This is a genomic window from Pseudomonas sp. BT76 TE3572, from assembly GCF_050435365.1.
Classification (GTDB): domain Bacteria; phylum Pseudomonadota; class Gammaproteobacteria; order Pseudomonadales; family Pseudomonadaceae; genus Aquipseudomonas; species Aquipseudomonas fluorescens_W.
Map to the genome: position 1 here is coordinate 249,497 of NZ_JBNDKE010000001.1, position 24,854 is coordinate 274,350.

Annotated in this window: 25 protein-coding genes; 8 read left to right on the forward strand and 17 right to left on the reverse strand. The window is 60.0% G+C overall.

What is annotated here, in order from left to right:
- The first annotated feature begins 138 nt into the window (after positions 1 to 138).
- Positions 139 to 1,545, forward strand: a complete 1,407-nt coding sequence (locus tag ABH912_RS01215; protein WP_033057740.1) for a purine-cytosine permease family protein — start codon at positions 139 to 141, stop codon at positions 1,543 to 1,545.
- Positions 1,546 to 1,581: 36 nt separating this feature from the next.
- Here the strand turns inward: ABH912_RS01215 and ABH912_RS01220 are convergent, their stop codons facing one another.
- The 6 genes from ABH912_RS01220 to ribBA all read right to left on the reverse strand — a co-directional run bounded on the left by ABH912_RS01220 (position 1,582) and on the right by ribBA (position 8,175).
- Complete coding sequence (locus tag ABH912_RS01220; protein WP_429509351.1) at positions 1,582 to 2,553, reverse strand: TerC family protein; 972 nt, start codon at positions 2,551 to 2,553, stop codon at positions 1,582 to 1,584.
- 241 nt (positions 2,554 to 2,794) lie between these two features.
- Positions 2,795 to 3,949, reverse strand: a complete 1,155-nt coding sequence (locus ABH912_RS01225) for an ABC transporter ATP-binding protein (protein WP_033057744.1) — start codon at positions 3,947 to 3,949, stop codon at positions 2,795 to 2,797.
- A 17-nt stretch (positions 3,950 to 3,966) separates the two neighbouring features.
- Complete coding sequence (locus tag ABH912_RS01230) at positions 3,967 to 4,776, reverse strand: ABC transporter permease (protein ID WP_033057745.1); 810 nt, start codon at positions 4,774 to 4,776, stop codon at positions 3,967 to 3,969.
- A gap of 6 nt (positions 4,777 to 4,782) precedes the next feature.
- Positions 4,783 to 5,727 carry an ABC transporter permease gene (locus tag ABH912_RS01235; RefSeq protein WP_429509352.1) on the reverse strand — a complete coding sequence of 315 codons (945 nt, stop codon included), beginning with the start codon at positions 5,725 to 5,727 and terminating at the stop codon, positions 4,783 to 4,785.
- Positions 5,724 to 6,749: an ABC transporter substrate-binding protein gene (locus ABH912_RS01240; RefSeq protein WP_033057749.1), complete on the reverse strand. Its 1,026-nt coding sequence runs from the start codon at positions 6,747 to 6,749 to the stop codon at positions 5,724 to 5,726. The genes ABH912_RS01235 and ABH912_RS01240 overlap by 4 nt, the downstream gene beginning before the upstream one ends.
- A gap of 316 nt (positions 6,750 to 7,065) precedes the next feature.
- Positions 7,066 to 8,175 (reverse strand): bifunctional 3,4-dihydroxy-2-butanone-4-phosphate synthase/GTP cyclohydrolase II, encoded by a 1,110-nt coding sequence (gene ribBA, locus ABH912_RS01245; RefSeq protein ID WP_033057751.1) that lies wholly within the window; start codon positions 8,173 to 8,175, stop codon positions 7,066 to 7,068.
- A gap of 71 nt (positions 8,176 to 8,246) precedes the next feature.
- On the opposite strand from ribBA, the gene ABH912_RS01250 reads away from it, so the two are divergent.
- The gene (locus ABH912_RS01250) at positions 8,247 to 8,540 is read left to right on the forward strand and encodes a DUF1330 domain-containing protein (RefSeq protein WP_033057753.1); all 294 of its coding nucleotides are present in this window, start codon (positions 8,247 to 8,249) and stop codon (positions 8,538 to 8,540) included.
- 21 nt (positions 8,541 to 8,561) lie between these two features.
- Here the strand turns inward: ABH912_RS01250 and ABH912_RS01255 are convergent, their stop codons facing one another.
- The 9 genes from ABH912_RS01255 to ABH912_RS01295 form a co-directional block, all read right to left on the reverse strand.
- The gene (locus ABH912_RS01255; RefSeq protein ID WP_033057754.1) at positions 8,562 to 9,125 is read right to left on the reverse strand and encodes an NUDIX hydrolase; all 564 of its coding nucleotides are present in this window, start codon (positions 9,123 to 9,125) and stop codon (positions 8,562 to 8,564) included.
- Positions 9,126 to 9,127: 2 nt separating this feature from the next.
- Positions 9,128 to 9,880, reverse strand: a complete 753-nt coding sequence (locus ABH912_RS01260) for a GntR family transcriptional regulator (RefSeq protein ID WP_033057756.1) — start codon at positions 9,878 to 9,880, stop codon at positions 9,128 to 9,130.
- A gap of 88 nt (positions 9,881 to 9,968) precedes the next feature.
- The gene (locus ABH912_RS01265) at positions 9,969 to 10,358 is read right to left on the reverse strand and encodes a carboxymuconolactone decarboxylase family protein (protein WP_033057758.1); all 390 of its coding nucleotides are present in this window, start codon (positions 10,356 to 10,358) and stop codon (positions 9,969 to 9,971) included.
- Between the two features lie 42 nt (positions 10,359 to 10,400).
- Positions 10,401 to 10,886: a flavin reductase family protein gene (locus tag ABH912_RS01270; protein WP_033057760.1), complete on the reverse strand. Its 486-nt coding sequence runs from the start codon at positions 10,884 to 10,886 to the stop codon at positions 10,401 to 10,403.
- Between the two features lie 12 nt (positions 10,887 to 10,898).
- Positions 10,899 to 12,380: an aldehyde dehydrogenase gene (locus ABH912_RS01275; protein WP_033057762.1), complete on the reverse strand. Its 1,482-nt coding sequence runs from the start codon at positions 12,378 to 12,380 to the stop codon at positions 10,899 to 10,901.
- Entirely contained in the window at positions 12,377 to 13,210 is an 834-nt protein-coding gene (locus ABH912_RS01280) for an alpha/beta fold hydrolase (protein WP_033057764.1), read from the reverse strand. The genes ABH912_RS01275 and ABH912_RS01280 overlap by 4 nt, the downstream gene beginning before the upstream one ends.
- 43 nt (positions 13,211 to 13,253) lie before the next feature.
- Complete coding sequence (locus ABH912_RS01285; protein WP_003182108.1) at positions 13,254 to 13,844, reverse strand: amino acid synthesis family protein; 591 nt, start codon at positions 13,842 to 13,844, stop codon at positions 13,254 to 13,256.
- Positions 13,845 to 14,034: 190 nt separating this feature from the next.
- Positions 14,035 to 14,667: a response regulator gene (locus ABH912_RS01290; RefSeq protein WP_033057767.1), complete on the reverse strand. Its 633-nt coding sequence runs from the start codon at positions 14,665 to 14,667 to the stop codon at positions 14,035 to 14,037.
- A gap of 33 nt (positions 14,668 to 14,700) precedes the next feature.
- Positions 14,701 to 16,068 (reverse strand): cache domain-containing protein, encoded by a 1,368-nt coding sequence (locus ABH912_RS01295; RefSeq protein WP_429509353.1) that lies wholly within the window; start codon positions 16,066 to 16,068, stop codon positions 14,701 to 14,703.
- A 515-nt stretch (positions 16,069 to 16,583) separates the two neighbouring features.
- Here ABH912_RS01295 and ABH912_RS01300 point away from each other — a divergent pair.
- Complete coding sequence (locus ABH912_RS01300; protein WP_429509354.1) at positions 16,584 to 18,641, forward strand: carbon starvation CstA family protein; 2,058 nt, start codon at positions 16,584 to 16,586, stop codon at positions 18,639 to 18,641.
- A gap of 14 nt (positions 18,642 to 18,655) precedes the next feature.
- The gene (locus tag ABH912_RS01305) at positions 18,656 to 18,853 is read left to right on the forward strand and encodes a YbdD/YjiX family protein (protein ID WP_007900300.1); all 198 of its coding nucleotides are present in this window, start codon (positions 18,656 to 18,658) and stop codon (positions 18,851 to 18,853) included.
- 99 nt (positions 18,854 to 18,952) lie between these two features.
- Here ABH912_RS01305 and ABH912_RS01310 read toward each other — a convergent pair whose 3' ends face one another.
- Both ABH912_RS01310 and ABH912_RS01315 read right to left on the reverse strand, forming a co-directional pair.
- Positions 18,953 to 19,666 (reverse strand): metallophosphoesterase, encoded by a 714-nt coding sequence (locus tag ABH912_RS01310; RefSeq protein ID WP_429509355.1) that lies wholly within the window; start codon positions 19,664 to 19,666, stop codon positions 18,953 to 18,955.
- 106 nt (positions 19,667 to 19,772) lie between these two features.
- Positions 19,773 to 19,976, reverse strand: coding sequence for a hypothetical protein (locus ABH912_RS01315; RefSeq protein ID WP_033057777.1), 204 nt, complete (start codon positions 19,974 to 19,976; stop codon positions 19,773 to 19,775).
- A gap of 528 nt (positions 19,977 to 20,504) precedes the next feature.
- Between ABH912_RS01315 and ABH912_RS01320 the strand changes: the two genes are divergently transcribed.
- From ABH912_RS01320 to ABH912_RS01335, 4 genes are all read left to right on the forward strand, one after another.
- On the forward strand, positions 20,505 to 20,906 hold the full coding sequence (locus tag ABH912_RS01320; protein WP_429509356.1) for a DUF5329 domain-containing protein: 402 nt from the start codon (positions 20,505 to 20,507) through the stop codon (positions 20,904 to 20,906).
- A gap of 945 nt (positions 20,907 to 21,851) precedes the next feature.
- On the forward strand, positions 21,852 to 22,832 hold the full coding sequence (locus ABH912_RS01325) for a quinone oxidoreductase family protein (protein WP_033061524.1): 981 nt from the start codon (positions 21,852 to 21,854) through the stop codon (positions 22,830 to 22,832).
- 14 nt (positions 22,833 to 22,846) lie between these two features.
- Positions 22,847 to 23,695, forward strand: coding sequence for a TauD/TfdA dioxygenase family protein (locus tag ABH912_RS01330; RefSeq protein ID WP_033061525.1), 849 nt, complete (start codon positions 22,847 to 22,849; stop codon positions 23,693 to 23,695).
- A gap of 87 nt (positions 23,696 to 23,782) precedes the next feature.
- Positions 23,783 to 24,835, forward strand: coding sequence for a 3-keto-5-aminohexanoate cleavage protein (locus ABH912_RS01335; protein ID WP_046055197.1), 1,053 nt, complete (start codon positions 23,783 to 23,785; stop codon positions 24,833 to 24,835).
- The last annotated feature ends 19 nt before the right edge of the window (positions 24,836 to 24,854 follow it).

Below are 24,854 nucleotides of genomic sequence, written 5' to 3' on the forward strand. Positions count from 1 at the left end.
ATGGGCGCTAAAAGACCGGATCAGTCTTGTTAAAAAGTTGGAATACCATAATATGGCCGGCATCTGAGGGGCAGCCAAAGAGCTCCCCCGGTTTGGCTTCGTACAACTATAAGATCAGACAAACTAGAGTTCATGCACATGTCCCAGATGTCCCGGCAAGACCCCCTGATCGAGAATCACACGGTCGATTACGTCCCCCTCGCGGAACGCCACGGGAAGGCCCGCGACCTTTTCACCTTGTGGTTCAGCACCAACATTGCGCCGCTGCCGATCGTGACCGGCGCCATGGTGGTTCAAGTGTTCCACCTTGACCTGTTCTGGGGGCTGTTGGCGATTGCGCTCGGGCATATGGTCGGCGGTCTGGTGATTGCCCTCGCGTCGGCTCAAGGCCCGCGCATGGGGATTCCGCAGATGGTGCAGAGCCGCGGCCAGTTCGGTCGTTATGGTGCGCTGCTGATCGTGTTCTTTGCCGCGCTGATCTACATCGGTTTCTTCATTTCCAACATCGTGCTGGCCGGCAAGTCGATCGTCGGTATCGCGCCCTCGGTTCCGGTGCCGGCGAGCATCCTGATCGGTGCCCTCAGCGCCACCGCGATCGGGGTGATTGGTTACCGCTTCATTCACACCCTCAATCGCATCGGCACCTGGGTCATGGGCAGCGCCTTGCTCGCCGGTTTCCTTTACATCTTCGCCCATGACCTGCCGGTGGACTTCTTCACACGCGGCGGTTTCAACCTGTCGGGCTGGCTGGCCACGGTGTCGTTGGGGATTATCTGGCAGATCAGTTTCTCGCCTTATGTGTCGGACTACTCGCGTTACCTGCCAGCAGATATCGGCATCGCCAAACCGTTCTGGGCTACTTATCTGGGCGCGACCCTGGGCACCATTCTGTCGTTCACTTTCGGCGCGGTGGCGGTGCTGGCGACCCCGGAAGGTACTGAAGCGATGGCCGCGGTGAAGCAATCCACCGGCTGGCTGGGACCGATTTTGATGGTGCTGTTTTTGCTCAATATCATCAGCCACAACGCCTTGAATCTGTATGGCGCGGTGCTGTCGATCATCACCTCGATCCAGACCTTCGCCAGCCAGTGGACGCCGAGCATCAAGGTGCGCGTGGTGTTGTCGAGTGTCGTACTGGCGGGCTGCTGTGTCGTCGCGTTGGGCGCTTCGGCGGACTTCATCTCGCAGTTCATCGGGTTGATCCTGGCGCTGTTGCTGGTACTGGTGCCGTGGGCGTCGATCAACCTGATCGACTTCTATGTGATCAAGCGTGGTCACTACGACATCGCGTCGATCTTCCGGGCTGACGGCGGGATTTATGGACGCTTCAATCTGCATGCGATCGTTGCGTACTTCATCGGGATTATCGTGCAGCTGCCGTTTGCCAATACGTCGTTGTATGTCGGGCCGTACGCCAATCTGGTCGAGGGCGCGGATCTTTCGTGGCTGGTGGGGTTGGTGGTGACGTGTCCGTTGTATTACTGCCTGGCTACACGCGGGCAAACCCGGCAGATCAGGGCCGCGCGGTTTGGCTATACCGACTGACCATGCCGTGCCTGTAGGAGCAGCCTGCGGCGGCTCCTACAGGGATCGCATTCGATCCTCCTTGCGGGTCATGATCAGGCTCAACAGCACCGACGTCAGAATGATCCCGCCGACAACGGCCAGCGACCATTCAACCGGCAGGTGAAGCCATGGCATCAGCGTCATCTTGGCGCCGATGAACACCAACACCGTCGCCAAACCGTATTTGAGCAGGTGAAAGCGCTCAGCCATGTCGGCCAGCAGGAAATACAACGCCCGCAAACCCATGATCGCGAAGATGTTCGACGTGAATACAATGAACGGATCGGTGGTGATGGCGAAGATCGCCGGGATGCTGTCGATCGCAAACACCAGGTCGCTGGCCTCGATCAGCACCAGCACCAGAAACATCGGCGTCGCCCAGCGCCGACCGTCTCGCAGCACAAAAAAATGCTCGCCATGAAGCCCGTTGGTGATGCGCAGATGGCCGCGTATCCAGTGCAATAAGGGGTTTTTATCGAGGTCAGGCCGCTGACCGGCGAACACCAGCATCTTGATCCCGGTGATGATCAGGAACACACCGAACACATACAGCAACCACGCGAACTGCGACACCAGCCAGACGCCGGCGAAAATCATCGCCGCACGCATCACTATGGCCCCGAGCACACCGTACAGCAGCACTCGGCGCTGCAACTCCGGCGGCACGGCGAAATAGCCGAAAATCATGACGAAGACGAACATGTTGTCGATCGACAGCGACTGCTCGATCAGATAGCCCGTGAGGAATTCCAGCATTTTGCGCTGGGCGATCTCGGGCCCGAATTCGCCATTCAAGTACCACCGGAGCAATCCCGCGAAGGCCAGCGCCAGCGCGCACCAGGCAACTACCCAGCACGTCGCCTCGCGCACCGATACCCGATGTGCCTTGCGTCCGCCGAAGACAAACAGATCCAACGCCAGCATGGCGACGACGAAGACGATGAAGGCGACCCACATCCAGGGTTCGCCGATGTTCATGGGCTGCATGTCGTTCTCCCTGTCTGGACGTGTTCCGCAACCGACAGGGTCATGCTAGCGGGGGGATGGGCGTGAAGAAAAATCGAATATTCTTTACCCATCATTCGTTATTGACGAAGTGTCGCTGGGGTTCTCGGTGAACTTCGTTTGACCACAAAGGCTTGGCAAAAAAAATGGCCACCACAGCCCGACGCTGTGGTGACCCGAGGGTGACACGCGAAAATCAGGCCCACCGCGGTGGGCCTTTGCATCAGTGAGCGCCAGCAGCCTTGTTCAGATCGCTTTCCGCCCACTCGGTATACACGCAAGCATCCGCAGTGGCCCAGCGCACGCGTACCGGGTCGCCGGTTTTGAGCGGCATGCCAGCGGCGGAGAGCGCCTTGACGGTCATCGAAGTGCCGCCCAAGGTTTTCACCGTGCACGTCTGGCTTTCACCGAGGAACAGCACTTCACCCACTGTCGCCGAGACTTCATTCCAGCCTGCCGCCAAGGGTTCTTGAGCGGATTGCTCGACACTCAAGGCAAGCGCTTTTTCCGGACGCACCATCAGCAGCACATCCTGATTGGTTTGCAAGCCTGCGGTCAGTCGAATCGACAACGATTGCCCTTCAAACGTAGCGACCGCATTGCCCTGAGCCTTGAGCTTGAGGAAGTTCGAGTTACCAAGGAACGAGGCGACAAACGCATTCGGCGGATTCTGGTACAGGTCGAAGCCGCTGCCCAACCCGACAATCTTGCCGTGGCTGAAAATCGCGATGCGTTGGGACAGACGCATGGCTTCTTCCTGGTCGTGGGTCACGTAAACAATGGTGATGCCCAGACGCCGATGCAGCTGACGCAGTTCGTCCTGCAAGTCTTCGCGCAGCTTTTTGTCCAGCGCACCGAGCGGTTCATCCATCAGCAGGATGCGTGGTTCATAAACCAGCGCCCGAGCAATCGCCACACGTTGTTGCTGGCCGCCGGACAGTTGCGAAGGGCGGCGATGGGCGAATTGCTCCAGTTGCACCAGTTTGAGCATGGCATCGACCCGGCGCTCGCGTTCGGCGCTGGCCAGTTTGCGGATGGCCAGCGGGAACGCGATGTTGTCGCGTACCGACAGGTGCGGGAACAGCGAATAACGCTGGAACACCATGCCGATGTCGCGCTTGTGCGGCGGCACGTTGACCAGCGATTGGCCATTGACCAGGATCTCGCCGCTGCTTGGGGTTTCGAAGCCGGCGAGCATCGACAGCGTTGTACTTTTACCAGAGCCGCTGGAGCCGAGGAACGTAAGGAATTCACCGTCCTTGATGTCCAGCGAGATGTCGTCCACGGCGGCAAAATCGCCGTAGTATTTGTTCAGGTTGCGCAGGCTTACCAGGGGTTGGTCACTGTGTTGCGCGGAATCTTTGATCACTGCACTCATGTCGTACTCCTGGGCGCTCAGGCGCTGATTTCATTGCGCCGGCGAACGGCGGCGGCGATCACCATGACCAGTACCGAGAGGCCGATCAGCAGCGTCGAGGCGACGGCGATCACGGGCGTCAGGTCCTGGCGCAGGGTGGTCCACATTTTCACGGGAAGGGTTTGCAGGGTCGGGCTGGCCATCATCACGCTCAGCACCACTTCATCCCAGGACACCAGGAACGCAAACAGGGCGCCGGCCACCATGCCCGGACGAATCGCCGGAAAGGTCACCTTGAACACCGCTTGCAGGCGTGAGGCGCCGCAGATCACCGCGGCATCCTCAATCGACTGATCGAACAGCTTCAGCGAGTTGATGATCGAGATGATGGTGAACGGCAACGCAACAATCACGTGGCTGACCACGAAAGCGAACATCGTCCCGGTGTAACCCAGTTTCAGGAACAGTGCGTACACCGCCACCGCAATGATCACCAACGGCACGATCATCGGCAGGGTGAACAGGCCGTAGAGCATTTCACGGCCCGGAAAGCGCCCGCGCACCAGTGCAAAAGCGGTCGGCAGGCCCAGCGCCACGGCGAAGAACGTGGTCAGTACCGCGACTTTGAGGCTGGCGACGGCCGCGTTCATCCAGTCGGCGTTGGAGAAGAACTGGCTGTACCATTTCAGCGTCCAGCCCGGTGGCGGGAACACCAGCCACTGGGAGGAACCGAAGGACAGCAGCACGATGAACACGATCGGCAACAGCAGGAACAGTGCGATCAATCCGGTCGTGAAGTACAGGCCGAAGCGCATGCGCCGGCTCATGGCATTGGGGGTCAGGAGCATGACGGCTTACCTCGCGTTGCTGGCGCCAACCGGAGATTCCGGCTGAAGCTTCAGGTAGAAGTAGAACAACACCAGCGTAATGACGATCAGCAACGCGGCGCCGGCGCTGGCCAGGCCCCAGTTGAGGAACGACTGCACCTGCTGAATGATGAACTCGGGCAGCATCATGTTCTGCGCACCGCCCAGCAGTGCCGGGGTGACGTAGTAACCGAGCGACATCACGAACACCATCAGGCCACCGGAGAACAACCCCGGCCGGCAGAGCGGCAGGAACACCCGGAAGAAGTTGGTCCAGGGGCCCGCGCCGCAGATCGAGCCGGCCTGCAGGATCATTGGGTCGATGGCCTGCATGGTCGCCTGCAACGGCAGCACGATGAACGGGATCATGATGTAGCTCATGCCGATCACCACGCCGGTGAGGTTATGCACCATCTCCAGCGGCTGATCGATGATGCCCATCGCCATCAGCGCCTTGTTGATCACCCCGGAGGCTTGCAGCAACACCAGCCAGGAATAGGTGCGGGCGAGGAGGCTGGTCCACATCGACAGCAACACGATGTTGAGGATCCAGCGACCCCAGCCTTTTGGCACCAGGGTGATGGCCCAGGCCAGTGGAAAGCCGAGCAGCAGGCTGAACAATGTCACCAGTCCGGCCACCGAGAAGGTGTTGAGCAAGACCCGTGCATACGCCGAGTTGGCGAACAGTTGCTCGTAGTTGCCCAGCCCCGGTACCGGCTCCAGCACGCCACGCAGCAGCAGCCCGATCAGCGGCGCCAGAAAGAACAGGCCGAGGAACAGCAGGGCGGGGATCAGGTTGCTTGAACCGCGCCAGCGCTGTGCCAGGGAAGGGGATTGGTTCATCGCAGCCGCCTTGCCGAGTGCCGAGCCGGCAGCGCCAGTGGCGCTCCCGACTTGGGTGGGTTGGCGGGACGCGGTTGCCGTCATTTTCATTTGACCAGCCATTCGTTCCACCGTGTCGCGATGGCCGGACCGTTTTTGGCCCAGTACGCGAAATCAAGAGTGATCTGATCCTTAGCGTAGGCAGTCGGCAGGTTAGGGGCCAGCACCGAATCCAGACGCGCCACGCTGTCGACGTTGACCGGCGCATAGGCGGTCAGGTTGGAGAAGTCAGCTTGTCCTTTGGCGCTGCTGGCGTTGGCCAGGAATTTCATGGCCGCGGCCTTGTTTTTTGTCCCTTTGGGCACGACCAGAATGTCGGCCATGACCAGGTTCTGTTTCCAGCTCACGCCCACCGGTGCGCCGTCTTCTTGCAGGGCGTGGATCCGGCCGTTCCAGAACTGGCCCATGCTGGCTTCGCCAGAGGCCAGCAACTGTTGCGACTGGGCGCCGCCGCCCCACCAGACGATGTCTTTCTTGATGGTGTCGAGTTTCTTGAAGGCGCGATCCAGGTCCAGCGGGTAGAGCTTGTCGGCGGTTACGCCATCGGCCAGCAGCGCCAGTTCAAGCACGCCCGGGCTTGGCCATTTGTAGAGGGCGCGTTTACCGGGGTAGGTCTTGGTGTCGAACAGCGCGGACCAGTCTTGAGGTTTGCTGGCGCCGAGCTTGCCTTCGTTGTAGCCGAGGACGAAGGAGAAGAAGAACGAGCCGACGCCGTGATCGGAGACAAATCGAGGGTCGATTTTGTCGCGCTGAATGACGGTGAAATCGAGGGGTTCGAGCAAGCCTTCGGCGGCGGCGCGCAGGGCGAAGTCGGCTTCGACGTCGACCACGTCCCACTGCACGTTGCCGCTTTCGACCATGGCTTTGAGTTTGCCGTAGTCGGTAGGGCCATCCTGGACCACGGTGATGCCGCTGGCTTTGCTGAACGGATCGGCCCAGGCCTGCTTCTGCGCATCCTGGGTGCTACCGCCCCAGCTGACGAAGTTGACGCTTTCGGCCGCCAGCAATGCCTGGCTGGTCACGCTCAGCAGTCCCGCAAAAAGTATTGCGGTTGCACGTTTGTTCAACACCATTTTCACGCCCTCATTGTTGTGTTTATGAGCGGGGCTTTTAGTGCCCGCCTATCGGGAGCAGTAGGTCCGTCGGGCCAGTGATGGTCGTCCGGTCTATGGAATATCATATTATGGTATTCCAAACTTTGTGCAAGCACTTTGCCTTACCGGCTATCAGCCAAAAGTGCTTTTTTACTGTCTGGCTGAACGCCTGTCTGTGGCGAGGGAGCTTGCTCCCGCTGGACTGCGCAGCTGTCCCCTTCTTTTCAGGTCGGGAGAGGGGCCGCTTCGCAACCCGGCGGGAGCAAGCTCCCTCGCCACAGGGAATGCCTCGGGATCACTGAGTGAAAGGGATGCTTTCCACCACTTCCAGGTCGTAACCGGTCAAACCCGCGTACTTCAGCGGAGGACCAAGATGACGCAGCTTGCCCACGCCAAGGTCCTGCAGAATCTGCGCCCCGGTACCGACTTCAGAATAGATGCGCGACTGCGAACGGCTGAACTGCCGTGGCGGCTGGGTCAGCTGCGGCACACGCTCTAGCAGCGCCTGTGATGACTCATGATTGGCCAGCACCACCACCACGCCACGACCTTCCTCGGCGACTCGCTGCAACGCCGCCCACAACGTCCAGTTGGACGGACCGCTGTATTCGGCGCCCACCAGGTCGCGCAGCGGATCGATCACATGCACGCGCACCAGCGTCGGTTCGTCCCGGTGCAACTTGCCCATGACCATTGCCATGTGGACGCCGCCTTCGATGCGGTCCTCAAAAGTGATCAGCCGGAACGTGCCATGCACGGTGGGCAGTTCACGTTCACCGATACGCACGACTGTGCTCTCGGTGCTGAGGCGATAGTGAATCAGGTCGGCGATGGTGCCGATCTTGATCCCGTGCTTGCGCGCGAACACTTCCAGGTCCGGGCGGCGGGCCATGGTGCCGTCATCGTTCATCACTTCGACGATCACCGAGGCCGGGGTGAAGCCGGCCAGGCGTGCCAGGTCGCAACCGGCCTCGGTATGACCGGCGCGAGTCAGTACGCCGCCTTCCTTGGCGCGCAGTGGGAAAATATGACCGGGTTGCACGAGGTCGGCGGCCCCGGCATTAACGGCGACGGCGGCTGCCACGGTACGCGCCCGGTCGGCGGCGGAGATGCCGGTGGTCACGCCGACTGCGGCCTCGATCGAGACGGTGAATGCGGTGCTGAACACGCTGCCATTGCTCGGCACCATCTGTTCCAGCCCGAGGCGTTGGCAGTGGTCGTCGGTCAAGGTCAGGCAGATCAGGCCGCGAGCTTCCCGAGCCATGAAGCTGATGGCCTCGGCCGTGCAGCAGTCGGCGGCCAGCAGCAGGTCACCTTCGTTTTCCCGATCCTCGTCATCGACCAGGAGCACCATTTTGCCTTGTCGATAGTCTTCGATAATTTCTTCGATGCTGTTGAAGGCCATGCTGGGATTCTCAGTGTTTGATGGAAATACTTTGTGGTATACCATAATACAAAATAAACCGAGAGGTCACTATGAAGGCGTACTGGATTGCTCATGTCGATGTCACCGACCCCGATCAATACAGCCAATACACCCAGCGGGCGCCGGCGGCCTTCGCGTTGTATGGCGGACGGATGTTGGCCCGTGGCGGGCGCAGCGAAGCGCTGGAAGGCGGGCCCACGCCGCAGCGCAACGTGGTGATTGAATTCGACTCGTACGAACAGGCGCTGGCCTGCTACCAGTCGGAGGAATATCAGGAAGCGAAACGGCACCGCGAGGGCGTGGCCCGGGCTCAGATCATTATTGTCGAGGGCGTGGCGCCCTGAGCCCCGCTTGTAGAAACAGGCTCAGCGAATGAAATGGATCTTGCCGCTATCGTCGTTGCCGATGTAGATGCCATAGACCCCGGCCTGGCGTTCCTCGATATAGCGTTCGAGGATCTGCCGGATCGCCGGGTAGTAGATGCTGTCCCAGGGAATGTCCTCGGGTGCGAAGAATTTGTAGTCGAGGGTTTCCGGCCCGTACTGGCCGGTGATCTCCAGCGCAATGGCGCGGAAGATGATGTACACCTCGCTGATCTTCGGCACGCTGAAGATCGAGTACGGCGAGAGAATTTCCGCGCGCACGCCGCTCTCTTCCCAGACTTCGCGCAGCGCTGCTTGTTCGGTGGTCTCGCCGCCTTCCATGAAGCCGGCCGGTAGCGTCCAGGTGCCAGGACGCGGCGGGATGGCGCGCTGACACAGCAAATACTTGCCGTCCTGCTCGATGATGCAGCCGGCAATGATTTTCGGATTGACGTAATGGATGTAGCCACAGCCGCGGCACATCAGGCGCTCGTGCGTATCGCCCGGTGGCAGCTGAGACCTGAGGTCATTGCCGCCGCACTTTGGACAAAAGCTCGGGCTGAACATCTTTAGCGACCTATGCGCGGTTCTTTAAGCGCGATCGGCAGGGTGATCTCAGGCATTTTCCCGGTCTCTTCCTGTTTGCGCTTGAGGTAATCGAGGGCGACGGTTGCGGCGGCGCGCACGTGGTCAACGCAAGCCTGGTGGGCGGCGAGGGGATCGCCACTCTTGATCGCCTCGACCATGCGTTCCATTTCCTGATTGCTCGCCCCGCGACGGTTTTCCTGGGACACCGACGTCGCCCGCAGGTAGCTGATCCGTGCCTGCAACTGACGCAGCTGAGTGGCCGCGACATGGTTGCCGGAACCTTCGAGCAGCACATCGTAGAAGCCCTGAACCGAATCGATCACCTGTTGCAGCTCGCCGTCCTTGAGGGCCTTGCGGTTTTCCTCGAGGGCTTTTTCCAGGGCCTTGATGTCCTTGGCCTTGGCGCGCAGGGTGAACAGCTGAACGATCAGGCCTTCGAGCACGCAACGCAGCTCGTAGATATCACCGGCATCGGAGAGGGTAATGATGGCGACCCGTGGGCCCTTGGCGTCGGCGAATTCCACCAGGCCTTCGGATTCCAGGTGACGCAAGGCTTCGCGCACGGACGTGCGGCTGACGCCCAGGCGATCGCACAGATCGCGCTCGACCAGACGGTCTCCCGGCAGGAGCTGGAAGTTCATGATGGCGCTTCGCAGTTTATCCAGCACGATTTCGCGCAGGGTAACGGGGTTGCGATTGACCTTGAAGCTGTCGTCGAGTGGCAGGCGTTTCATGGGGTCCGCTCTGAGTGTGGCTGTCCATGCAAAAAGAGCACTTCGATCGCAAGAATCTCCGTGCTCGGTCAGATCAAACAGCCAAGGGTTAACTGGAGGCCTCGGCATCGGCTTCGGCGAACGCTTCACGGGCGAGCCGGAAACTGTCTACGGCAGCGGGGACGCCGCAATAAATACCGACCTGAAGCAGAATTTCGCGTATTTGTTCACGAGTCAGTCCGTTACGCAAGGCGCCGCGTACATGCAGCTTGAGTTCGTGAGGCCGATTGAGGGCCGAAATCATGGCCAAGTTTATCATGCTGCGCTCTTTAAGCGACAAACCCTCACGGCCCCAGACGTGGCCCCAGCAGTACTCGGTGACCATTTCCTGCAGTGGCCGGGTGAAGTCGTCGGCGTTCTCGATGGAGCGTTTCACGTAGGCTTCGCCCAGCACCTGGGTGCGGATTTTCAGCCCCTGTTTATATTTCTCGTTGCTCATCATTGTTCTCCAGCGCAATCCCTGTGGGAGCGAGTAAACCCGTCAGGCCAGGGCGGGCAAAGGGCCCAGCTTGCCTTTGTGGTAGATCATCGGCGTCACCGGTTGCTCGGGCAGAATCAGGTTCTTCACCGCGCCGACGATGATCGCGTGGTCACCGCCGTCGTATTCGCGCCACAGTTCGCACTCGATGATCGCCGTGGCGTTGCCCAGCAGCGGATTGCCCAGCGCGCTCAAGTGCCAGTCGATGCCATTGGCCTTGTCTTTGCCTTTACCGGCAAATGCATAGGCTTCGGCGGTCTGGTCGGCGGACAGCAAATGGATCGCGAACTGCTTGCTGTCGCGCAGGATCGGGTACGTGTCGGAGGCATAGTTGGGGCAGAACAGCACCAGTGCCGGATCGATCGACAGCGCACTGAAAGCGCTGGCGGTAATGCCGACGATGCCGCCGTCCGGGTCCAGGGTGGTGACCACCGTGACCCCGGAGGGGAACGAGCTCATGACGTCTTTGTAAATGCCGGGTTCGATCATTTCGTCAATCTCCTAGCGCATCACGAAGGGGTCAGGCATTGGCGCCTGGGAGAGGTTGATCCACACCGTTTTCAGCTCGGTGTAGGCCAGTACCGAATCGATACCGCTCTCGCGTCCATAGCCGCTGTTCTTGAAACCGCCGATCGGCGCCATGGCCGACACGGCGCGGTAGGTGTTGACCCAGATGATCCCGGATCGCACATCCCGGGCCAGGCGATGAGCCCTGCCCAGATCGCGAGTCCAGATGCCGGCGGCGAGGCCGAACTGCGAGTCGTTGGCAATCGCCAACGCTTCGGCTTCATCCTTGAAACGGATGACCGAGGCCACCGGACCAAAGACTTCTTCCTGCATGATCTTCATCGAGTTGCGGTCGCATTCGAACAAGGTCGGCTCGTAGAACCAGCCATCGCCCAGATTCTGCGGACGCTTGCCGCCCAGGCGCAGGCGCGCACCTTCGGCGATGGCATCGGCGACCAGGCCTTCGACCACGGCCAGTTGCTGCGCGGTGGCCATGGGGCCCATTTCGCTGCTGTCTTCCTGCGGGTTGCCGATGCGGATGCGTTTGGCGCGTTCGACCAAACGATCGACGAACTCATCGTAGATTTCGTCCTGCACCAGCAACCGCGAACCGGAGACGCAACTCTGACCGGAGGCCGCGTAGATCCCGGCAATCGCGCCGTTGATCGCGCTGTCGAGGTCGGCGTCGGCGAAGATAATGTTCGGCGATTTGCCGCCCAGTTCCAGCGACAACTTGGCGAAGTTCTCGGCGCTGCTGCGCACCACATGCCGTGCCGTCGCGGCGCCGCCGGTGAAGGCGATTTTGCGGATCAGCGGATGGCGGGTCAGGGCTGCGCCAGTGCTTGGGCCATAACCGGTGACGACGTTGACCACACCCGGCGGGATGCCGGCCTCCAGCGCCAGACGCGCCAGTTCAAGAATGGTTGCGGAGGCGTGTTCCGACGGTTTGATCACGATGGTGTTGCCCGCCGCCAGGGCCGGGGCGAGTTTTATCGCAGTCAGGTACAGCGGACTGTTCCAGGGAATGATCGCGGCGACCACGCCCATGGCTTCGTGCACGGTGTAGGCAAACAGGTCGGGCTTGTCGAGGGGCAGGGTGCCGCCTTCAAGTTTGTCGGCCAGGCCTGCTGTGTAGTGGAAGAACTCCGGCAAGTAGCTGACCTGACCACGGGTTTCGCGGATCAGCTTGCCGTTGTCACGGCTTTCCAGCTGCGCCAGGTGTTCCTTGTTTTCAGCGATCAGATCGCCCAGGCGCCGCAGCAGTTTGCCGCGGGCGGTGGCGGTCAGGCCGCGCCAGGCCGGGCTGTCGAAAGCCGTCTGCGCAGCCTGAACGGCGCGCTCGACATCGGCTTCGTCGGCATCGGGCAGTTCGGCCCAGGCTTGGGCCAGGGCCGGGTTCAGGCTTTCAAAGGTCTTGCCGGACAGGGCATCGACCCATTCACCGCCGATGCACATCTGGAAGCGTGCGAGTGTCATGCAACGATCCCCTTTATTTGGTTTTGTCGGGAGTGCGCTGTGTCGAGAAATTCCAGCAGCAGCTGGTTGACCAGGCGCGGTGATTCTACGGGCATCATATGCCGCTGCTCGGCGAGCACGGCAACTGTCGCGCCGGGAATGCGTGCGGCCAATTGCTCGGCCATTTCCGGCGTGGAACCCGGATCCAGTTCACCGGTGGCGATCAGTGTCGGCACCTGAATGCTGCCCAAATCGTCGGCGCGGTACATGTCCTGGGTCGCGAACAGCTCATAGGTGGTCAGGTAACCCTGCGGGTCATTGTCCGCCAAGGTTTGGCGCAAGGCCGCAATCTGCGCCGGGTTGGCCGCCTGATACTCGCGGCTGAACCAGCGCGACAGGGCGGCTTCGGCGTTGGCATCCGGTCCGTGTTCGGCCGCTTGAGCGGTGCGGGCGATAACGCCGGCACGCTGTTCGGAGCTGCGATTGAACACGCTGTTGAGCACCACCAGGCCTTGCAGGCGTTGCGGGTAATGCAAGGCAAATGCCCGCGCGACCAGCCCGCCCATGGAAAAGCCGATCACCGTCGCCTGAGGCAATTGCAGGTGATCGAGCAGCTCCAGCAACTGGTCGGCATAGCCGAGCAGGGGGGTGCCGCTTTCCGGGCGCGGGCTGGCGCCGTGGCCGAGCATGTCGTAGGCAATCACGCGGTACTTCGTGGCCAGGCCAACGACCTGGCCGCCCCACATTTCTTTGTTCAGGCCCACGCCGTGGATCAAAACCACGGGCTGGCCTTGGCCGGTCGCCAGGTAACTGGTGCCAGCCGGGGTGAGTTCAGCGGTGAGCCGAATCATGGAGCGCTCCTGCATGCCTTTTTGTTGTTCTTACCGACCTTGATTACTGGGCGTTTTCAGCGGCCAGTTCTTCCAGGTCGATGTAACGGTTGCCGATGCGTGGGTGCAGGCGGCCGCCATCGGCGCAACCCAGTACCACCACGATTTCGTCGGCGCGCGGTGCATCTTCGATTTGCATTTCCAGGGTGATGTAGTGCGAACGCAGGCCTTCGTCGTCCTTGTGCATCATCGGAATCTGGATCGATGTGCCCGGGCCGCCACGCTTGTTGGTAAAGCTCAGGTAGCTCTTGGCTTTCACCGCTTCGCGGTAATGGTTGCCAAAGCGCAGGGTGTGGATCACGGCGGAGGCGTGTTCGATTTCACCGTCGGCGCCCACGACAGCAGCCTTGCCGTAAGCCTCGATCTTCTCGGCACCGCCGATGATGCCCACCAGGCGTTCAACCATCAGCGCGCCGAGGTCGGAGCAATTGGCACGGATTTCCGGTTTCAGGTCTTCGACAAAGCCGCGACCCAGCCAAGGGTTTTTCATCACGACGGCCAACCCGACCATGGTCACTGGCTTATCGGTGGCCTTGCCGCCTTCGATAAAGGTTTCTTCGACATAGCTGACGATCTTGCGGATTTCGAAACTCATGAGCTGCTCCGTGTAAGGTGAGAGTGTCTGTGCGTCTGATGGTATACCATAATACCGGTAGCGCAAGTCCCTGAAACGGGTTTCTGGTCGGACGGTGGCGAAAAGGGAGGAGGGGATGGCTGTTGCCAATAAAAAAGCGAAAAAAAACCCGGCTGGTGAGGCCGGGTTTTCCATTGAGCATTAATGCCTGCTACCGCGAGATGATCCCGTGATCGATCGCGTATTTGACCAGTGCCGCCGGTTTGTCGATGTTGAGTTTGCGACGGATGCTCAGGCGATGGGTTTCTACCGTGCGAACGCTGATGTCCAGTTCGCGGGCCATCTCCTTGTTGTTCAGCCCTTGAGCCATCTTGTACAACACCTGGCTCTCGCGCGGTGTCAGCTCGTTGTCGGTATTTTTATCGGCGATGAGCCGCTGGGCGATCTCGGCGCTGTAGAACGTGCCGCCACTGGCGATGGCTTCGATCGCCGCGATGATTTCCCGTGACGGTGAGTTCTTCAGTACATAGCCGCTGGCCCCCGCGCGCACGGATTCACTGACGTATTCATTGTTGTCGTACATGCTGAGCACCAGCACCTTGAGCGACGGGTACTGGCTGCGCAACACCCGGGTCAGCTCGAGCCCGTTCATGTCCCGCAGGCTGATGTCGACCAGCAACAGGTCCGGCTGGCAGCGTCCGACCATTTCAATGGCATCCGCGCCACTCTCGGCTTCGCCCACCACTTCCAGGGGGGCCATGACCGCCAGCAGTGCTTTGATCCCGTCGCGGACCAGAGCGTGATCGTCGACCAAAGCGACGCGGATCGGGTAGGGCAGGTTCATCGCGTGTATTCACTCTTGTTGTCAGGGGGCGAGTCAGCGTGTTGTACCGGGCATTTTCATTGGCAGCCAAACGTCCAGCTCACTTCGTCCCGGCATCGAGACCAGGTCGAATCGCCCACCAAAATGCTCGACACGTTCACGGATATTACGCAGGCCAATGCCCGCATGACGACGTTCGACCTGGGCGACATTGAAACCGATACCGTCATCGACCACCGTCAACCGCACGGAATCTTCGGACCCGTGCAGGGTAATGGCGACGTTTTTAGCCTGGGCGTGTCGTTCAATATTAGTCAGGCCTTCTTGCACGATGCGAAACAGCGAGACCGCTGCCCCATCGACTAGGTGACAGTCGAATTCATTGTCGTTGTAGGTCACCATCAGGCCGCTACGCTGCTCGAATTCTGCAGCGAGTTGACCGATCGCCGCCGGCAGGCCCAGGGTGTCGAGCAGCGAGGAACGAAGGTCGTGGGAGAGGCTGCGGACTTCGCCAATGGCTTCACCCAGGCGTTCCGTGGCGTCCCTGAGCGTACTCAAACCCTTGTCGTGTGCTTGTCCATTCTCGAGCAGATGGCTGGCCAGTTCGAACTGAAACTTGATCGAGACCAGCACCTGGCTGATGCCGTCGTGCAGTTCGCGGGAAACCCGTGAGCGCTCTTCCTCTTGCAAGCTGACGATTCGCTGAGTCAGGCGTTGAAGTTTTTTGTCGGCCAGACGATGCTCGCTGACGTTCAGTGTCATGCCGCTGGCGAAGACAAACAGCACCGCCACGAGGGCCACCGCGGCAATCGCCAGCATGGTTTTACGAATGCCCTGGGCCACTTCGTCACGCGCCTGCTGGGTCGCGCGCTCAACGTCTTCTAGGTAGATGCCGGTGCCGAGCATCCAGCCCCAACGATCCAGCATCACCACGTAGGCGAGCTTGTCGGTCACCTGGCCGGAAGAGGGTTTGTTCCAGGCATAGCGTTGAAAACCTTCGCCCGATTGCGCACTTTTGAGCAACGCCTGGATCACCGGCAAACCGTGAGGGTCCTTCATGTCCCACAGGTATTTGCCCACCAGTTCGGACTGGCGCGCGTGCATCAGGCTGCGACCTTCGTGGTCGTAGACGAAGAAGTAGCCATTGATGCCAAAGCTGAGTTTGCGCAGTTCTTCCAGCACTTTTTGCTGTGCGTGTTCGTCACCGTGGCCGTCGTCGTACAGCGGCTCGATCAGGCTTTGCGCCATTTCGACGTAGTTCTTAAGTTCGGCGCGTTTGCTGGCCAGAATGCTGTCTTCGATCAGTTGCGCCTGTTGTTCGCCCAGTTGCCGGTTCATGGAAATCACCAGCGCGCAGATGACGGCGATGGCCAACACCAGCGGCAGAATCCCGAGCGCGACGATTTTGTGTTTGAGCTGCATCTCTGCTCCTGTCCGGACCGAGGGAAGGCGAAGGCCCGGCATCATATGCCAAAGATACGCGCGTCCAGTAGCGGTGCTGGACGGAATGACCTGTGGCTGGGGCGCCGCGGATCAACGTTGGTAGAGGCGCCGATGGAGGTAGTCACAGGTTGACGGACAGGCTCAGGGCGTGAAGGGGGCGGGTGGATCAAGATCAAGAGCTGCAGGCGAGCTAACGCTCGGCCTGATGAGTGGTGAGAAGCGAAAGGCGAACACCGATCCCCTGTAGGAGCGAGCCTGCTCGCGAAGGCGGTCTATCAGACGACATCGATGCTGAATGACAGATTGCCTTCGCGAGCAGGCTCGCTCCCACATCGGGAGCAGCATCATCTACGTAGAACTACGTAGACGCCGCGTACGTAGTAACGCGGATTTATTTGTAGACGGCATGCGGGGATATTGGGCCAGCTCCGCACAGCGGACACAATTATAAAAATTACCGCCGCAGTCCACTGGCTGTCGGCAGGAGACACGCTATGCCCCGTCTGGCTAAACACCTCGCCTGGTTTGCCGTGGCTGTCCTGGGAGCGTTTGCGCTTAGTGTCGTGGCCCTGCGCCGCGGCGAAGCGATCAATGCCCTCTGGATCGTAGTCGCAGCAGTCGCTATTTATCTCGTTGCATACCGCTACTACAGCCTGTTCATCGCCACCAAGGTGATGCAACTCGACCCCAATCGTGCCACGCCCGCTGTCGTTAATAACGATGGTCTGGACTACGTGCCGACCAACAAACACGTGCTCTTCGGTCACCACTTCGCCGCCATTGCTGGCGCGGGGCCGTTGGTCGGTCCGGTCCTGGCGGCGCAGATGGGTTACCTGCCCGGGACGCTGTGGCTGATCGCCGGCGTGGTGCTGGCCGGTGCCGTTCAGGATTTCATGGTCCTGTTCATGTCCACCCGCCGCAACGGTCGTTCCCTGGGGGACATGGTCCGTGAAGAAATGGGCCGCATCCCCGGCACCATCGCGCTGTTTGGCTGCTTCCTGATCATGATCATCATCCTCGCGGTGCTGGCGCTGATCGTTGTGAAAGCCCTGGCCGAAAGCCCATGGGGTATTTTCACGGTGATGGCGACCATCCCGATCGCGATGTTCATGGGCATTTACATGCGCTACATCCGCCCGGGCCGTATCGGTGAAATCTCCGTGGTCGGCGTGCTGTTGCTGCTCGGTTCGATTTGGCTGGGCGGGCAGGTTGCCGCTGACCCGGTCTGGGCCAAGGCCTTTACCTTCACCGGGATCCAGATCACCTGGATGCTGATCGGCTACGGTTTCGTTGCCGCGGTATTGCCGGTGTGGCTGATTCTGGCGCCGCGTGACTACCTGTCGACCTTCCTGAAAATCGGCACCATCGTGGCCTTGGCGATCGGCATTCTGATCACCATGCCCGACCTGAAAATGCCGGCGCTGACCCAGTTCGTCGACGGTACCGGGCCGGTGTGGAAGGGCGGTCTGTTCCCGTTCCTGTTCATCACTATTGCCTGTGGCGCCGTTTCCGGTTTCCACGCGCTGATTGCTTCCGGCACTACGCCGAAGTTGTTGGCCAGCGAAGGGCATGCCCGTTACATCGGTTACGGCGGCATGCTGATGGAATCCTTCGTCGCCATCATGGCCATGGTTGCTGCGTCGGTGATTGAACCAGGCGTGTATTTCGCCATGAACAGCCCGGCGGCGCTTGTCGGCTCTGACGCTGTTACGGTGGCTCAGACCGTCAGCAGCTGGGGCTTTGCAATCACCCCGGAAGCGCTGCAAGCGGTGGCCAAGGACATCGGTGAAACCACCATCCTGGCCCGTGCCGGCGGTGCGCCGACCCTGGCGGTCGGTATCGCGCAGATCCTGCACCACCTTCTGCCGGGTGAAAACACCATGGCATTCTGGTACCACTTCGCGATCCTGTTCGAAGCGCTGTTCATCCTGACCGCAGTCGATGCCGGTACCCGAGCCGGACGCTTCATGCTGCAGGACTTGCTCGGTTCCTTCGTGCCAGCGCTGAAACGCACTGAATCCTGGACCGCCAACCTGATCGCCACCGCCGGTTGTGTGGCGATGTGGGGTTATCTGTTGTACCAGGGCGTGATCGATCCGTTGGGTGGCATCAACACCTTGTGGCCGTTGTTCGGTATCTCCAACCAGATGCTGGCCGGTATCGCATTGATGTTGGCGACCGTTGTGCTGATCAAAATGAAACGCCAGTGCTACGTCTGGGTCACCATGCTGCCTGCCGTGTGGCTGCTGATCTGCACCACCACCGCCGGTTTCATCAAGCTGTTCGATGCCAACCCGGCGATCGGTTTCCTGGCCTTGGCCAAGAAGTACAGCGATGCGCTGGCCAACGGGCAGATCCTCGCCCCGGCGAAGAGCATCGACCAGATGCAGCACGTGATCTACAACGCCTACACCAACGCAACGCTGACCGCGCTGTTCTTGCTGGTGGTCTTCAGCATCCTGTTCTTTGCACTCAAGGTCGGTATCGCCGCCTGGGGCACTAAAGAACGTACGGATAAAGAAGCGCCATTCCAGGCTCTGCCGGACGCTTGATCGAGGATTGCAGCATGTTCAATGACCTGAGTCGCCTCGGTAAATACCTCGGTCAGGCCGCGCGCCTGATGGTCGGCATGCCCGACTACGACACCTACGTCGAGCACATGCAGACCAAGCACCCGGACAAACCGGTGATGAGTTATGAGGTGTTCTTTCGGGAGCGCCAGGAAGCTCGCTACGGAAGCAAGGCTGGGCCGAAGTGCTGTTGATGGTGGGTGGCAGTGATGCCACCTGAATAGCTAAAAAAGAACCCGGCTGATGAGGCCGGGTTTTTTTTGAGTGAATGGCGTTGGCCGGTCCGTGTTGAGTCAGCTTGCGGGGATGGTTTGGAGCGTTTCGAGGTCCAGCAGGGTGAAATAACCACGGTCCGGCCTCCAGCCACCCGTATCGATGTGAATCACATTGCCCAGGCTGACGGGCATATAAAGCGGCGTATGCCCTACGACCAGTGCGCGCAGGCCTTCAATGCCATGTGTCTCCTGCTGATCGAGCCGCCGTCGTGACCACATGCAGTAGTGCTGCACCTCCTGCAGACGCCTGTTGTTTTCCGGCGACTCCAGTTCCATTCGCAGTTGCTGCCATGATGGATATGGACAATCGGCGTGCACGATGCCGATCAGGCCGTGTGCCGTTTCGACTTCGATTGCGATAGGGAGCTTGGCGAACTGCGCCGCGAATGCTTGCTTCTCGACCAACGACAGGTCTGTGAACCATGAGCCCCCGTTGAGTATCCAGCTGTCGATGTCGCAGGTATCGAAATACACCACGTAGTCGTCATGGTTGCCTCGCACCGGGTGGAACCATGGTTTGTCCAGCCAATCGAGCGCGTCACGGCACTCGGGCCCGCGGTCAATCAGATCACCAACACTGAACAGCCGATCTACCAAGCGGTTGAACCCGGCGGCATCCAGAGCAGCCTGCACCCCAGTGAAATGGCCATGAATATCACCGATCGCGAAATCTCGGCCGACAACATTGGCGGCGAAGTGCTTCACGCGCGACATCTCTACAGTTTCAAGCATGGGAATGCCACTCCGGCAGCTCCCCAACGGGCTAGTCAGTTGAGTTTAGGCCAGAAAGTGGTACTCGACCGTTAGCGCGCCGACAGGCTGTCCGGATCAGGCATCGTTAGAGCGAGTAGGCCGTCGCTTGTCCGAAATGGTTGTCCTGCACGCCGGCGATAAGGTGCAGAGGCATGTGTGGCGTATCCATGGATGGGACTTCGAAACTATCCACTATCTGGGTGGGGCGCTCACTCAGCACGGTCGACTCTTCGACAAGAGCCTTGGCCATTCTCGCGTGGTTCGCTGCGATTTCGTTGAGAGTTGACACGTTACGTCTCCCGGTGACTGACCAAGCGCATCGCTGGCGTCCTAAGCGTTAATTAAAATGCTGCCGCGTCAGAATTACGTCGTTCTGGGGCAGCTATGAGCGTCTTTTGCAAACCTTAAGCCAGATATAGTCAAAAAAATTGCGCAGCGCTTTTGATGCGACGAATGGTGGTGCGGTGATATTTCCTGAGCCTATAAGGCCGGGGAAAAAGGTGATTAGACGTGCCGAAGTTGTTTTGTTAAAAAAATAGGGCATGGCTGCTTTGACGCGCCAATGCATCTCCATTCGGTTAGATGGAAATCGCCCAACATTGAGCTGGGCTACGATCAATGAGTCTGATGCCGATACAGGGATAAGTACCTGCGACTTTGGCCAACTGCTCGCGCACAGAGGCACCGGGCTCATTGATCCCCTTTCTCTTTCCCTTCCGCAGGTTGATCCTTTCGAACGAACAACGTCGCACAGCGTTCTGCTGGTTGCGCGGGTGACGCCGCGCTACAGTCGGCCCTTTCAGGACAAGGAAGTATCATGTGGATTTTGAAAGCAGCGGTGACTCGGTCCATTTTCCGCCAATGGCTGGTCGCGGCTTCTATCGGCCTTTTTGCGGTGACGGGTGGTGCGCAGGCTCAAACCACGGCACAGGCAAATCAGGAGATAAAGGGTTTGCTGGATTTTGTGGAGCGCAGTGAGTGTCAGTTTGTGCGCAACGGCAGTGAATACCCTGGACCCCAGGCTCGGGCACATCTGGAAAAGAAGCTGAATTATCTCGAAGGCAAGAATCTGGTGAGCAGCGCAGAAGACTTCATCGATCTCGCGGCCACTAAAAGCAGCATGAGTGGCAAAGCCTATGAAGTGCGTTGCCCAACAGGCGTCCAGCCGGCGAGTACCTGGCTGAAGACAGAGCTACAAAGACAACGCCAGCACCATTGAGCCTACCTCCGAAACGAGAAGGCGCGGCCCACTTGCGGGATGCTGTTCGCTTAAGGTTGGGGTACATATCCGTTTCTGCGGTAACGGCCACTTATGGTTTCGCTCTTACAGCGACTCACTTTTCCAAACGCCGAAAAGTAAGCAAAAGGCTTTGCCCCTCCATTCGGTGCCTCGCCTAGGCTCGGCATGCCCTCACTCCGGCATTGCTCCGGGGGCCCGCCGCCATTGGCCATCCATGGCCGGGGGCGGCTACCGCGGCATCCTTGCCGCGGTGCCCCCTGCGCAACGCCTGCGTTCGGCCTCTGGGAAAGGGGCAGACAGATCAAGATCAAAAGCCAAAGCCAAGCGAGGCGGCCTGATAGCCGACCTGATGTCTGTCAAGTTCATCGGCGGTGGACACCTATGTCATGCCCGCCAAAAATCCAACTGTGTGCGAGCCTGCTCGCGAAGGCGGACTTACATTCAACATTGATGTCGACTGACAGGGCCTCATCGCGAGCAGGCTCGCTCCCACAGGGGAAATGCGTACGCTTTGAAGAGACAGGCCGGCCGGTAGGCCGCCTCGCTTTTGATTTTGATACACCGCCCCCTCGAGAGGCCCACGGAGCAGGACCGGAGCGAGGGCATGCCGAGCCTAGGCGAGGCACCGAACGTCAGGGGCAAGAGCCCTTGGTTACTTGGGGCTTTTCCAAGTGACTCGCTGTAAAAGCGAAACCGCCAGCAGCCATAACCGCAAAAACGGATATGTCCCCAACCTCAAGTGCACAGCATTACGGCAAGCAGGCCGGGCTTTTTCGTTTCCGGAATTCGTACACGCAGGTAGTTGTCATGAAATGAAAAGCCATTGTCGTCTGATGAGAAGCGACTCGTCAGACGGCGTCCTACAGTCCAATCAGCGCAATTCGACGCAGCACGCTCATCTTGCAGATTGGAGAATAAGAAAAAATGGCCAAAGCCGTACGCTTCTACGAAACCGGTGGTCCCGAAGTCCTTCGTTATGAGGAGGTCGAAGTTGGCGATCCCGGTCCCGGCCAGGTTCGTCTTCGTCATGTGGCGGTTGGCCTGAACTATGCCGACACTTACTTTCGCAATGGCACTTACCCGATCCCGATGCCCAATGGCATGGGGGTTGAAGCCTCCGGTGTGGTCCAGGCCATTGGTGAAGGGGTTACCAATGTCCGCGTGGGTGATCGCGTCACCTACACCGGTTTTCTCAATACCTTGGGGGCCTACAGCACCGAGCGCCTGATCCCGGCCGCACCGTTGATCAAGCTGCCGGAAACCATCAGTTTCGAGACCGCCGCTGCCATGACCATGCGCGGCTTGACGTCCTCGTACCTGATGCGGCGCATTTACGATTTCAAAGCCGGCGACAGCATTCTGTTGCACGCCGCTGCCGGTGGTGTGGGCCTGATCGTTTCGCAGTGGGCCAAGCTGCTTGGCCTGACCGTCATCGGCACCGTGTCCACCGAGGTCAAGGGCGAAATTGCCCGCGCCCATGGCTGCGACCATGTCATCAATTACAGCCACGAAGACGTTGCCCAGCGCGTGCGCGAGTTGACTGACGGCGTAGGGGTTAACGTGGTGTTCGACAGCGTCGGCAAGAACACCTTCATGGGTTCGCTGGATTCGCTCAAGCGCCGTGGCCTGCTGGTGTGCGTCGGCACGGCATCCGGTCCGATCCCGGCCTTCGACCCGGTGATGCTGGCGATGAAAGGCTCGCTGTTCATGACCCGTCCGGCCCTGGCCGACTACATCGCCGACCCGGCGGAAAAAGCAGCGTTGGCAGGTGAGTTGTTCGACCATGTCGGCAGTGGCCGGATCAAGATTGAGATCAACCAGCACTACGCCTTGCAGGATGCTGTCCAGGCCCATCGCGATCTGGAATCACGCAAGACCACGGGCTCGTCGATTTTCGTCATTTAAGGGAGTCGTCTGCCATGAAAGTCGAACAATTGACCTGCAGCATTGGCGCCGAACTGATTGGCGTCAACCTTGCCGACGCGGTGCATGACGATGGCCTGTTTGCCGAGATTCGTGCGCAATTGCTCAAGCATCGCGTGGTGTTCCTGCGTGACCAGGACATCACCCGCGCCGAGCACGTGGCCTTCGCCCGTCGCTTCGGCGAGCTGGAAGATCACCCGGTGGCGGGCAGCGACCCGGATCATCCGGGGCTGGTGCGCATCTACAAGAACCCGGACCAGCCGGCGGACCGCTATGAAAACTCCTGGCACAGCGATGCCACCTGGCGTGAGGCCCCGCCGATGGGCTGCGTGCTGCGCTGTGTAGAGTGCCCGCCGGTGGGCGGCGACACCATGTGGGCCAACATGGTCGAGGCGTATGCGCGCTTGCCGGAGGACGTGAAGGTGAAGATTGCCGACCTGCGTGCCCGCCACAGCATCGAAGCAAGCTTTGGCGCCGCCATGCCGATCGAAAAACGTCTGGCGCTCAAGGCAATGTACCCGGATGCCGAGCACCCGGTGGTGCGTACCCACCCGGAAACCGGGGAAAAGGTGCTGTTCGTCAACGCCTTCACGACGCACTTGAGCAACTACCACACCCCCGAGCGGGTGCGCTTCGGCCAGGACGCCAACCCTGGCGCGAGCGAGTTGCTGCGCTACCTGATCAGCCAGGCCTACATCCCCGAGTATCAGGTGCGCTGGCGCTGGAAACCCAACAGCATCGCCATCTGGGACAACCGCAGCACCCAGCACTACGCCGTCATGGATTACCCGCCGTGCCATCGCAAGATGGAGCGCGCCGGGATCATCGGCGACAAGACTTACTGATCGACCCCTTCTGCATTCGCACTCGTAAACACGTCTGCCCGGCACGATCCCGGGTGGGCGCGACAATCATAAGAACAGGAGTAACTCATGCAATTCTTCGACGATTCCCTGCACCCGGAAAACATGGAAAAGGTGGTCATCACCGTGGCCCCGTACGGCCCGGAATGGATGCCGGAAGACTTCCCCGAAGACATCCCGCTGACCATGGACGAACAGGTGCAAAAAGCGGTCGATTGTTATGAGGCCGGTGCCACCGTCTTGCACTTGCATGTGCGCGAGCTGGACGGCAAGGGTTCCAAGCGTCTGTCCAAATTCAACGAGTTGATCGCCGGCGTGCGTGAAGCCGTGCCGGACATGATCATCCAGGTCGGTGGTTCGATTTCCTTCGCGCCGGAAAGCGATGGCGAAGCGGCCAAGTGGCTGTCTGACGATACGCGACACATGCTGGCCGAGCTGACGCCAAAACCGGATCAGGTCACGGTGGCGATCAACACCACCCAGATGAACATCATGGAGTTGCTGTATCCGGAGTACCTGAAGGGCACTTCTCTGGATAACCCGTTGATCCACGCGGCCTACAGCGAAATGACCGTACCGGCAGGCCCGGCCTGGGTCGCCGAACACCTCAAGCGTCTGACGGACAACGGCATCCAGCCGCACTTCCAGCTGACTGGCATGCATGCCATGGAGACCCTTGAGCGTCTGGTGCGCAAGGGCGTCTACAAGGGGCCGTTGAACCTGACCTGGATCGGTATCGGTGGCGGTTTCGATGGCCCCAATCCGTTCAACTTCTTCAACTTCATCCACCGTGCGCCAGACGGTTGCACCCTGACTTCCGAGTCGCTGCTCAAGAACGTCATGCCGTTCAACACCATGTCGATGGCCATGGGTTTGCACCCGCGTGTGGGCAATGAAGACACTATCATTGATCACAAGGGCGACCGTTTCGGCTCAGTTGCGCAGATCAAGCAGACCGTGCGCATCGCTCATGAACTGGGTCGCGAAATCGCCACCGGCAAAGAAGCCCGTGAGATCTACCGCATCGGCGTGCAGTACCAAAGCATCGAAGAAACGCTGCTGGCCAACGGTATGGCCCCCAACCGCAAGGCTGGGCAGAAAGGTGTGCCGCAACGCGGCTGATCGGCAGACGAAGCGGGAG